Below are 10,743 nucleotides of genomic sequence, written 5' to 3' on the forward strand. Positions count from 1 at the left end.
CATCGCCAGCATGTGACGCCCTCTCGTCACTGGAATGTGACGTGCTCATGGCCGCGCCGCTCCCCGGGCCTCCGACCCCACCCGAGATCCATTGCGACGACGACTAAGACTCTGAAATCCGGGGCAACCCCTGCGGTCTGATCACGGCGGGAGGTCACGCCAGCGTTCGGCCGACGCCAGAGCGTCCAGGCTGATCCGCTCCAGGAACGCACCACCCCTGGCCAGGCGGCGTCCCACAGGTGTGTCGAGCCCGAACGTCTGCCCCGCCGAACTCAGTTGCGGCCCCTCCCTGGACGGCCCATGCTGGCGGCCACGGTGATCCGAGAGGCGATGCCGCACGACTGGCCCAAGATGTCCATCACGGCATCGCGGCTGACCCCGAATCCCCCAAGCGGCGGCAGCCGTCCCGGTTCGCACCGGAGTTTGACCCGGAATCCGGAGATCAGGGCTGGCCGGCCGCCGTATGGTCTTCGTCGAAGATGTCAGCCGCGGAGATCACGATGAGCGGGTCGGGAACGCCGACGACCTCGTGGTCCTTGTCGTCGTACTCGAAGAGGCTGAGGACGTGGCGCATGGCCTCCAGCCGTGCGCGCTTCTTGTCGTTGCTCTTGATGACGGTCCACGGCGCCGCCTCGGTGTCGGTGTGCAGGAACATGTCCTCCTTGGCCTGCGTGTAGTCGTCCCACCTGTGCAGCGAGGCCAGGTCCGTCGAGGACAGCTTCCACTGCCGCACCGGGTCGACCTGGCGGATGATGAAGCGGGTGCGCTGCTCGGCCCGGGAGACCGAGAACCAGAGCTTGACCAGGTGCAGCCCGGACTCCACCAGCAGGCTCTCCACGCGGGGCGCCTGTTCGATGAACTCCAGGTACTGGTGTTCATCGCAGAAGCCCATGACGCGCTCCACCCCGGCCCGGTTGTACCAGGAGCGGTCGAACAGCACGATCTCCCCGTCGGCGGGCAGGTGGGCGATGTACCGCTGGAAGTACCACTGGCTGCGCTCGCGCTCGCTGGGTTTCTCCAGGGCGACCACCGTGGCTCCGCGGGGGTTGAGGTGCTCGGTGAACCGTTTGATGGTGCCGCCCTTGCCCGCCGCGTCGCGTCCCTCGAACAACACGACGAGACGTCGTCCTGAGCCCTTGATCCAGTACTGCAGTTTCAGCAGTTCGATCTGGAGCAGCCGTTTGTCACGTTCGTATTCGTCACGGGGAAGGCGCTCCTCGTACGGGTAGTGCTGCCGCCAGGTGTCCACTGGCCGCCCATCGGCGCGCAGCAGCACCGGATCGTCGTCGCGGTCGTCGACCCACAGCCCGGGCGTGGTGTCGAGCAGTTCGCTGTGCTCTGCCGCGACCTGCGGTTGCATGACGGGCGGATGCTCGCCGTACCGGGCGGTCACGCGGCCAGCATGGTGTACAGGCCGAGGCCGATCCCGGCGGCGACGAGCAGCAGGCATGCGCCGGCGCCGGCGCGGCCGGACACCCGGCCGCTCGACAGGCCCACCAGGGCCAGGGAGAACAACGTCGCCAGGCCCACTCCGGCCACCAGCGAGGTCACCAGCACTTTCCAGAGCGCGTCCAGGTCGAGGAATTCGTTCATGCCGATCCCGTCCTTCACAGGCGAGCGGGGACGAGCCCGCCGCTCCACTCGTCGTTAACGTTGCCCGCGTGCACCGGACGCCGGCGCGCGGCCAGGTAGAGGAGGCCCGACAGCAAGAGTGCCGCCGCGAACACCACACCGACCCCCAAGACTCCCCCAATACTGCTGGCCCCCGCCCAGGCCAGCGCTCCCACCGCGGCCGCGGCAGGCAGGGTGACCAGCCAGGCCGCCCCCATCCGGACCGCCAGCCCCCAGCGCACCTGCGCCAGCCGCTTGCCCAGTCCCGCGCCGACGACCGAACCGGTGCACACGTGCGTGGTCGACAGCGGGAATCCGAAGTGGGACGAGGCGAAGATCACGGCCGCCGACGAACTTTCGGCCGCGAAGCCTTGCGGTGTCTCGATGTCGGTCAGCCCTTTGCCCAAGGTCCGGATCACCCGCCAGCCGCCCACGTACGTGCCGAGCGCGATCGCGGCGGCACTGGCCACGATCACCCACAGCGGCGTGCCGGCGTCCTCGCCGAGAGTTCCGGCGGCGATCATGGCCAGGGTGATGACCCCCATGGTCTTCTGCGCGTCGTTGGTGCCGTGCGCCAGCGACACCAGCGAGGCCGACCCGATCTGCCCGAGGCGGAACCCGCGCTCGCGCGCTCGCTCCGGCACCGACCGGGTCAGCCGGTAGACCAGATACGTGCCGAGTGTGGCCACGGCGATGGCGGTCAGCGGCGCGAGCACCGCGGGCAGCAGAACCTTGCCGACGATCTCACCGATCTTGATCGCCGACGTCCCCGCCGCGATCAGCGTCGCTCCCACCACGCCGCCGATCAGGGCGTGCGACGAACTCGACGGGATGCCGAAATACCAGGTCAGCAGGTTCCAGGCCAAGCCGCCTACGAGTCCCGCGAACACCACGGTGAGCGTGATGGCACCGGTCTCGACGATGCCGGTCGCGATCGTTGCCGCGACCTCCAGGGACAGGAAGGCACCCGCGAAGTTCAGCGCTGCCGACAGCGTCACCGCCGCCCTCGGTCCTAAGGCGCCGGTGGCGATGGACGTCGCCATCGCGTTGGCCGTGTCGTGGAAGCCGTTGGTGAAGTCGAAAACTAGCGCGGTGGCGACGACCACCGCCAGTAGCAAGGTGTCCGCGTCCATGGCGTCCCCCATGACCCGGGGCTATGGCGCTAATCCCTCAAGGACGCGCATTCCACGGAGTTCACCTGACGGCCAACCGGGTGTCACTTCCATCACCGCCCAAGTGTGCGACTGCCGGAGGCCGCACAAATCCCTCACCGCGGGCTCAATCGGGCGATCGCCGCCTGCTCCCGCTCTTCCGCCAACTGCTCTTGATCCTCGCTGTCGCCGGCCATGAGCCCCTCCTTACTGGCCCCACGACCTACCCCAAATGCACGCACTTCGCGCATCCACCTGCCCGTCCGAGGCGCATCACAGGACGACCACGGCGCTGTAACGATGCGCAACGCCCGGAGAACAACAGGCGTCCCATCAAGGAACTGGGAGCAACATGGATCCGTGGCGGCATCCCCGAGTCCTCCCGACTGCGCATCGCCCCTGCTGAATCAGGCCGTGGCTCTGCTGCGCACCTGGCCCGCGCTCACGATCAGCACGAATCCCGGCGAGACCACCTTCACTGCGGCAGGCACAGCAATCCTCCGCCTCACCGGCCCCAGCACCGCCCACCTCCACCTCACCCGCCCCGCCATCGAACGGCTCCACCATCTCCTCCCCACACCCGAACGGCCCTCCTCCCCCACCGACTCCGGATGGATCACCCTCCACCTGACGACCACGACCGACCTCGAACTCCTCCTCGCTCTCATCAGCATCGCGATCAAAGCCCACGCCTGAGGCATGCACGCAGCGACCCGACATCTGCGGCCCAGGCCGTGGTTCACTGCCCCACCGGCACCGGACAGGTTCTCCTACTGGCCGAACTAACCGGCACCTCGCTGAACTCCCGACCGAGGACAACCGCACCGTACTGATGCACTGGCTGGTCAAGCGGGTCCTGCGCGAACGCGCCCAGCAGCACAGCGGGCTGCATACCGCCTCGGCCGACGTTACGGGCGACGGCGGACTTCGATGTGATGTTCACGGCGATCGGCATTGCGCGTGATATTCATCCCGATACGGGCACCGCGAACCAACGCCATCGCCGAACGATGGATCTTGAGCGTCCGGCCACGAATGCCTCGACCGGATGCTGATTACCGGGCGGCGACATCTGCACGCCGTCCTGACCGAATACATCGATCACTACACTGGCTGACGACCGCATCGGTCACTGAATCAAATACCGCCCAACGGCCGAGCAACTTGCCCACCGGTTACCGATCTGGGCACCACGCGAGTACTCCGCCGCGATCGCCTCGGCGGACTGATCCACGAGTATTCCAGATCGCATTAGGTGACACTATTTCGCCAATATGTGCGCGCCGATTTGCGCGATGAACCAAGGCATGGCTGCGCATCCCGTGGCGCGCTTCTTCGATGTTCGCCTGGCCGTTACGTGACCGGGGTAGCGGCGGTTCCGCCGAATCGCTGAGCATTCACCCATGTTGCGAAGGTATTCGATATTCACGATCGTCTTAGGCACGGTGGCGGCACTGGCCACTGCAGCCCCGGCGTCCGCCGCAACGCCGGCAACAGTGTGGACCGCTCCGGGCATGTCGGGCTCGTCATTCTCCGTAGACGGCAGTCTGGCGTTGACCAGCAGCTCATCCGCCGGTGGTCGCCTGGAGGTACGTCACGCCGGCACCGGCGCGCTGATCCGAGCCATAACCAGCCCGATCAGGTTCACTGCGGCGGTCCTGGCCCCGAACAACCAGACCGTGATCGCAGCATTGACCGACACCGGATCCGGGCTGCCGGTTCGTGTGCTGCGGGCGTATCGGATCGCCGACGGTGCACTGGTGCGCTCCATTGCGACGGCCGCGACCAGGGACATCACCAGCGTCGACATCTCCCCCGACGCGACGCTGGTGGCCGCAGCCGACCCCAGAAACTACAGCACGGGCGGCAACGTCCACGTGCACCGGATCGCCGACGGTACCAACGTCGCGCTGCTGACCGTGCCGGCGACGACGGCCGCGGTGCGCTTCTCCGCAGACGGTCGCCAGCTTGCGGTCAACGACCGGTTCACTGTCGCGGGCCGATTCGTCGGTGGCGTCCGGGTCTTCCGTACCTCGGACTGGACGTCGGTGCTCACCCTCGCCGACAACAGCCAGGTGCTGCGCTGGTCCGGCCTCGGCGCGGGACTCTGGGTGACGACAGTCGCCTATGCGAGCCCGACCCTGTTGCGGCTGGTCAGCGTGCCTACCGGCGCGATCACCCGCAGCGTGACCCTGCAGGAGTACGACTCGGTGTCCGACGTGTCCAACGACGACACGCTGATCCTCTCGGGCCGTTGGGCCGCACCGCGCCGATCCCTGAAGCTGTCAACGGCCGCGACCGGAACCGCGATCGCGACCTTCGACTTCGCCGCGGACGTGTTCGCCGGCGACATCCGCGCCGATGGCAGCCTGTTCAGCTACGCGCTGAACACCACGCCGAGCGCTTACGACGTGTACGTCGGTCGCATCCCGAGTTGAGCGTCCGTCACCGAAAGCACACCGCCGCCGAGCCCGGACGCTCGGCGGCGCGCGGACGAATTTCCGGGTGTCGCCCTTGAACCGGTCACCGACGCGTACCCGCATGAGCACATGATGACCGGCAATCCCTGTACGACGAGAGCTTGCCGGCCTCCGAACTGGGGGAGGCGATCGATACCGCGCATGACTCCGCTGGCCGGAGGTCACGGGCAAGGCCAATGCCGAGACCACACGCACACCGACCGCGGACGAGATCAGGCTCTTCGGACTGGATTAGGGCGGGCAAAAGTTGTCCAGCTGAGCGCGTTGTCTGGCGTTGTCCGCCATCGGCCGGGGCGTCCGCTGGACAACCCTTCCACGCGTTAGAAACCCAGGTGATACGTGGCCCGGAAAACAGAAGGGACGAGCCACAGATGATCACAAAATCGGTGAGAGGCAATCGGGCGCTCGGCATCATGGGCGCGACGATTCTCGTTACGGCCGTCACGCTCACCGCACCCGCACCCGCATCGGCAGCCGACTTTCCCTGCGGGGGCGGCGCGTCGAAGACCTCGACATCCACGACCTCGTGGATGGGGGGCTGTCAGAGCACACAGGCGCGCATCGACCGCTACTACGCCGGCCTGCCGCGGTCGTACTACGGCCCGCAAGCCGCCGTGTCGTCAGTCACCGCTTCCGACGGAACCCTGATCGGCAACGCGGCCAGGTTCCTCGTCGCCGGTGGCAGCGGACCGCAGTGGTCGTCCTGGATCTACTTCTGAGGCGACCGCGGATGGTTGAGCGGCGCTCGCGGTGCGTCGAGGCCATCGCAGCCGTACTGCTTGCCCTGATCGCCGGTTGCGCCGCATGTGCGCAACCGGCGGATCCCTATGACGGCGATCTACGGCGGGCGCTGAGCCAGGCGACATCCGACTTCGAACGGCAGGTCCTCACCGACCGGCGCATCACACGGGCGGAATACGAGGAGGCCGTGCGCCGCTACGTGGCGTGCATGCAAGCGAACGGCATCGGTTTCGAAGCCGTCGATCAGGGACTCGGCTATTACGTTTACGTCGAGACCCCGACCAGCCCGGACCACAATACGATAAACCCCCGATGCCAGCGCGGCACCACCCTCCTGATCGAACCGATCTATACGGGCATGGTCACCAATCCGGCCAAGGCGGACCCGCGAGACCTGGTCGCGAAGTGCCTCATTCTTAAGGGGCTGGCCCCGGAGGAGTACTCGGCCGGGGACTTGGCGGCCGACGCAGCGGCGGACTATCGGAACGCGCCATTCGACGGCGACGATCCCCGGGTCCGCACATGTCACCAGAATCCGTCGATCAATTAGACCCGAGTCAACCTCCAAGACTCACGCCTTGATCACCATCACTGTGCGGTGCCGCCGCTCGACGTTTTCCATCTGATCGTCGCGAGGCGTCTTTTGATGCCAAGGAACCCGTGAACGGTGCCCTCCTGGGATTCGATGTCCTCACCCATCCGGGCGAAGGACACGTGGCCGTCATCACATGGGGAGACGTGGTGACGCCGGTCTACCTGACCCCAGAAACCCGCGCTGCCAGGCCGGGCTGTGCATGCGTAAGGCCTCGCTTGCGAGGACGTACGGTCATGTGGACGTGTGGTCAGGTGTGGCTGTCGAGGATGGGCTTGAGTGTTTCGAGAGCGTCGGCCGCGTTGGCGGGGTTTGAGGCGTGCGCAAGTTGCCGCCCAACGTCGGCGGCGCGCCGGCGCATTTCCAGCGCGTTGTCCACGGCTCGGCGGAGTCGCTTCGCGTTCAGTCGGCCAGCCGGCAGCCTGACCCCGACGCCGGCGCGCTCGACGCGCCGGGCCACTTCGGGTTGGTCCCGGCCGAAGGGCACCACGCAGAGTGGGACGCCGGCGAGCAGGGCGGCGTGGACGGTGCCCATGCCGCCCGGACAGATCACACAGGCCGCTCGGCGGATGAGGGGGCCGTGGGGGACGAAGCGCTCGACGCGCGCGTTGCGAGGTAACGGCCCGAGCTCGATGTCGGCGGCGCTCGCGGTGATGACGACGAAGACGTCCCGGTCTGCCAGCGCCCCCAGCGCAGTGGTCGCCAGCCGGCCGTCGGCTTGGCGTTCGGTCGAGCAGCTCACGAGGATGAGCGGGACGTCGATCGCGGCCAACCAGCCGGGCTCGGGTGCCGGAGGGGACCACACGCCCGGGCCGACGAGGGACACGGTCGGCGGCCAGTCCGAACGCGGGTACTCGAGCGGCTCGGCGACCCAGATCATCGTGAGCGGCGCACGCGTCGTCCACATCTCGGTCAGATCGGCAACGGTCGACACCCCCAGCCTGGTCCTCAGTTCGTTGAGTTCGGCGAGGAACGGCCGGTAGAAGCGGCGTGTGACGGCACCGACCGCGGCATCTCTCAGTGCGCCGATGAGATCGGTTCGCGGTGTGAGCCCGAGTCCGGGCGGGGGGAGATCCTTGGATTCGACCGCGAGAGGGTACGTCGCGGTCCAGGCCCAAGGCAGGCTGGATGCCTCGGCGGCCGCGCCGGCTCCCCAGCACAGTCCGTCGACGACTACTACGTCGGGGCTTGTCTCCTCGAGCGATCGACGCAGGTCGTCGATTTCGAGCTTGGCGCGGTCGAGGAAGGTCCGCATCGAACGTTCGAACGCCTCGAGCGGGCTGCGCGCCTTCCAGTCGTCCTGTTCGCGAGCGATGATGGCCGGCGCGACCGTTTCGGCCGCGATCCCCAACTCGGCGAGCAAGGGGATGTGCTGCGGCTGGCATCGCACGGAAACCTCGTGGCCGCGGCTGATCAGCTCCTGCCACGCGGGCACGTGAGGAAACAGGTGCCCGGTCTGCGGACTCAGGTAGAACAGGAAGCGGGTCATGGGTGGTCCTCTCCCAGGAGGCCGCGCAGGAGGCCGGCGATGGCTTGTTCGGTACGGGCCGGGGATAGGCCCAGCTCGTTACGGAGCACGTTCCACATTGCGATGTCCATCACGGCGGTCAGCTGGACCCGCAAGAGTTCCCGGTCGGCGCCGTCGACCCGGGCGAGGAACGGGGCAAAGATCGTCGACACCCACTGCGCGTGCTCGGTACGGGCGTTGTCGACGAGCGAGGCGATCCAGGGCGAACGCTGAGCCTGCACAAGGTTTCGCAGAGCGAGACGTCCGTTTCGCTCGTAGTGCACCATCAGGTTGTTCACGGCGTCGTGGAAGTCCCCGACTCGCGCCGCGAACCTCTGCTCGGCCACATCCGCGGCGAGCTGGCTCGCGACCGAGGCCAGCAGACCGTCCCTGCTCCCGTAGCGACGCAGCACCGTCTTGCTCGATACGCCCGCGCGCGCGGCCACCTGCTCGACGGTGATCTCGTCCAGCCACAGCTCGTGGTACAGCGCGAGCGCCGCCGACACGATCTGCTCGCCGGTTCGGGCCGCAGTCTCCGCCCGCACCGTCATCCGATACGGACGAGACCCCTCCAATTTCATGTCTCGATAGTGGGACATGAAATTGGAGGGGTCAATCCCCTTTCCGGTCAATTCGATTGCGAGCGACAGACGCTGGCCTGGATGCACCCTGACCGCGTCCACCAGGACGCCGGGCACTTTGACGCGGCGGGGGTCGACGCGCTCGGCGACGCCCTCGACCTACGCCAGGGCCACGCCGCCGCTGTTCTTGACCGCTTGCGCCGCCGACAGGGTCTCGGCGTAGAGCCCTTCGTCGTCCATCACCAGATCGCCCTGCTCGTCGGCGACGCCGGCGCGGATGATGGCGACGTCGATCGGGAACGCGTGATAGTGCAGCCACTCCCGGCCCCGCAGTTCGATTAGCTCGACGAGCGGTTGAGTCGCCCCCCATCGAGGCGAGGGTCGACGAACGTGCCGAGCCCGATGTGGCTGACGAGGCCCGGGCCACCGCCGGCGATGACGCGCGACAGGTGAGACACCACGCCCTGCGGCAGGCAGTAGGCCTCGATCAGCTCCTGTCGCGCCATCTCCTGCAGCCGGGGCGACCAGGCCCAGTGCGCGCCGACGACCCCGCGTCGACAAGGGCGAGCAGCGGGGGGCACGGCCACTTCGTCAATCACGCCGAGCAGCCGCAGGCCTTCCTTGATCCGCGCCCGGGAGTTGCGCACCGGCGCGCCGAACAGCACCTCGGCCAGCGGCTGCATCCGCTCGCGGTTGAGCCGCTGGGCCCGCGCGTGGCGGCCGTCCCTGGCGGCTTCGAAGATCTGTACGGTGAGGTCGGCCGCGAGACCGGCGTAGCGGAACAGAGCGCCGCCGGCTCCGAGCACGAACGACTCGTACATGAAGTTGTCGCGTCGATCCCGCACCGACCAGGGCGGGGCCCAGCTGAGCGCAGTTTCCGACCGCGCAGGCCAAGACCATCGCGGCGATTGACTTCTTCCACGTGGACACGGCGTTCCCGCGCCGGTGCCACGTACTGTTCTTGATCGAGTACGGCATCCGGCGGGTCGGCACCGGCGGGTCGGCAGCGACGCTCGCCAGGTGAGCCGAGGGCAGCCTGATCCGGGAATCACCGGGAAGGGTGGGAGCAGCCTCGGCAAGTCGGGCTGAGTCAGCACTACCGGATCGACCGGGGGGCCAGTGAGCGAGACGGGAGAGTACACGGGAGGCCCAGCGGGTGAATCAGGCATCCGGGGACGCACTGACCTTTCGCCGCGCGCCGACTGGATGCCGAGGGGGCGCTGTGGCCTGGCCCATTGGCGGGCGACGATATCGAGGATCGAGGGTGGAGTATGAGCGGTTCGTACGTGGTAACGGGTGGTGGCCGAGGTATCGGCCGAGCCGTGGTCGAACGGCTGGTCGCCGCAGGCGGCACGGTGGTGGCCGTCGAGCGCGATCCGGCGGGCCTGGCCTGGATGAAAGATCATCCGGGAGCGGCGCGATTGATCGGGCTTGCGGGCGACGCCACCGATGACCGTGTCGCTGAGCAGGCCGCCGACGCGGCCGAGGCCACGGCGCCCCTAGTCGGCTGGGTCAACAATGCCGCCATCTTCCGCGACGCATCGGTGCACTCATCCTCCGCCCGGGAAATACGTGCACTGATCGCGTTGAACCTGGACGTGGCCGTGGTCGGTTGCACGACCGCGGTACGCCGGTTCCTCGCTGCCGGATCCCCCGGGGCGATTGTCAATGTCTCCTCCCATCAGGCGCGCCAGGCAGTCCCCGGCTCAATGCCGTACGCAACCGCCAAGGCGGCCATCGAGGGGATGACCAGGGCGCTGGCCGTTGAGTACGGCCCGCGGGGCATCCGCGTGAACGCGGTGGCGCCCGGCTCGGTACGCACCGAGCGCTACATCGACTACCTGGCCGCTCAAGGCCCGGAAGCCGCCGCTCGGATCAAGGAGCGGATGTCGGCCTTACACCCGCTGGGCCGCGTGGCGGACGCGCACGAGATCGCTTCGGCCATCACTTTCCTGCTGTCGCCCGAGGCCGGCTTCATCACCGGCGCGACCATCCCGGTCGACGGCGGTCGTACGGTGCTCGCCCACGACCCGGAGGCCAGAAGCAACACATGAACAGGTGGCGGCCGACCGATCTGATG

At 67.8% G+C, this 10,743-nt stretch carries 13 protein-coding genes; 6 read left to right on the forward strand and 7 right to left on the reverse strand.

The features are described 5' to 3' along the window. Positions 1–442 precede the first annotated feature (442 nt). The 3 genes from ppk2 to Aph01nite_RS09000 are packed head-to-tail and all read right to left on the reverse strand — an operon-like array spanning position 443 to position 2,756. Complete coding sequence (gene ppk2 / locus Aph01nite_RS08990; protein WP_239161512.1) at positions 443–1,393, reverse strand: polyphosphate kinase 2; 951 nt, start codon at positions 1,391–1,393, stop codon at positions 443–445. After that, positions 1,390–1,593, reverse strand: coding sequence for a hypothetical protein (locus Aph01nite_RS08995; protein ID WP_204040324.1), 204 nt, complete (start codon positions 1,591–1,593; stop codon positions 1,390–1,392). Before Aph01nite_RS08995 ends, ppk2 begins: the two co-directional genes overlap by 4 nt. A 14-nt stretch (positions 1,594–1,607) precedes the next feature. Beyond that, the gene (locus tag Aph01nite_RS09000; protein ID WP_275418880.1) at positions 1,608–2,756 is read right to left on the reverse strand and encodes an inorganic phosphate transporter; all 1,149 of its coding nucleotides are present in this window, start codon (positions 2,754–2,756) and stop codon (positions 1,608–1,610) included. A gap of 420 nt (positions 2,757–3,176) precedes the next feature. Between Aph01nite_RS09000 and Aph01nite_RS09005 the strand changes: the two genes are divergently transcribed. Beyond that, positions 3,177–3,458: a luciferase domain-containing protein gene (locus Aph01nite_RS09005; protein WP_204040325.1), complete on the forward strand. Its 282-nt coding sequence runs from the start codon at positions 3,177–3,179 to the stop codon at positions 3,456–3,458. 43 nt (positions 3,459–3,501) lie between these two features. On the opposite strand, the gene Aph01nite_RS09010 is transcribed toward Aph01nite_RS09005, so the two are convergent. Then, entirely contained in the window at positions 3,502–3,717 is a 216-nt protein-coding gene (locus tag Aph01nite_RS09010; RefSeq protein WP_204040326.1) for a hypothetical protein, read from the reverse strand. 448 nt (positions 3,718–4,165) lie between these two features. Between Aph01nite_RS09010 and Aph01nite_RS09015 the strand changes: the two genes are divergently transcribed. The 3 genes from Aph01nite_RS09015 (at position 4,166) to Aph01nite_RS09025 (ending at position 6,533) form a co-directional block, all read left to right on the forward strand. Then, complete coding sequence (locus Aph01nite_RS09015) at positions 4,166–5,200, forward strand: WD40 repeat domain-containing protein (protein WP_204040327.1); 1,035 nt, start codon at positions 4,166–4,168, stop codon at positions 5,198–5,200. Positions 5,201–5,613: 413 nt separating this feature from the next. Then, a complete protein-coding gene (locus Aph01nite_RS09020; RefSeq protein WP_204040328.1) occupies positions 5,614–5,961 on the forward strand; it encodes a hypothetical protein in 348 nt (115 codons plus the stop codon). A gap of 11 nt (positions 5,962–5,972) precedes the next feature. Next, the gene (locus Aph01nite_RS09025) at positions 5,973–6,533 is read left to right on the forward strand and encodes a hypothetical protein (RefSeq protein WP_204040329.1); all 561 of its coding nucleotides are present in this window, start codon (positions 5,973–5,975) and stop codon (positions 6,531–6,533) included. Between the two features lie 292 nt (positions 6,534–6,825). Here the strand turns inward: Aph01nite_RS09025 and Aph01nite_RS09030 are convergent, their stop codons facing one another. Together Aph01nite_RS09030 and Aph01nite_RS09035 are read right to left on the reverse strand one after the other, a co-directional pair. Next, positions 6,826–8,064 (reverse strand): nucleotide disphospho-sugar-binding domain-containing protein, encoded by a 1,239-nt coding sequence (locus Aph01nite_RS09030; protein ID WP_204040330.1) that lies wholly within the window; start codon positions 8,062–8,064, stop codon positions 6,826–6,828. Next, positions 8,061–8,663 (reverse strand): TetR/AcrR family transcriptional regulator, encoded by a 603-nt coding sequence (locus tag Aph01nite_RS09035; RefSeq protein WP_204040331.1) that lies wholly within the window; start codon positions 8,661–8,663, stop codon positions 8,061–8,063. The genes Aph01nite_RS09030 and Aph01nite_RS09035 overlap by 4 nt, the downstream gene beginning before the upstream one ends. An 81-nt stretch (positions 8,664–8,744) precedes the next feature. On the opposite strand from Aph01nite_RS09035, the gene Aph01nite_RS09040 reads away from it, so the two are divergent. Next, entirely contained in the window at positions 8,745–9,005 is a 261-nt protein-coding gene (locus Aph01nite_RS09040; RefSeq protein WP_204040332.1) for a hypothetical protein, read from the forward strand. Here the strand turns inward: Aph01nite_RS09040 and Aph01nite_RS09045 are convergent. Next, positions 9,002–9,484 (reverse strand): hypothetical protein, encoded by a 483-nt coding sequence (locus Aph01nite_RS09045; protein ID WP_204040333.1) that lies wholly within the window; start codon positions 9,482–9,484, stop codon positions 9,002–9,004. The two genes, Aph01nite_RS09040 and Aph01nite_RS09045, sit on opposite strands and share 4 nt — an antisense overlap. A 450-nt stretch (positions 9,485–9,934) precedes the next feature. On the opposite strand from Aph01nite_RS09045, the gene Aph01nite_RS09050 reads away from it, so the two are divergent. Next, positions 9,935–10,717, forward strand: a complete 783-nt coding sequence (locus Aph01nite_RS09050) for an SDR family NAD(P)-dependent oxidoreductase (protein WP_275418884.1) — start codon at positions 9,935–9,937, stop codon at positions 10,715–10,717. Positions 10,718–10,743: the final 26 nt, after the last annotated feature.

Source organism: Acrocarpospora phusangensis (assembly GCF_016862995.1).
Taxonomy (GTDB): domain Bacteria; phylum Actinomycetota; class Actinomycetes; order Streptosporangiales; family Streptosporangiaceae; genus Acrocarpospora; species Acrocarpospora phusangensis.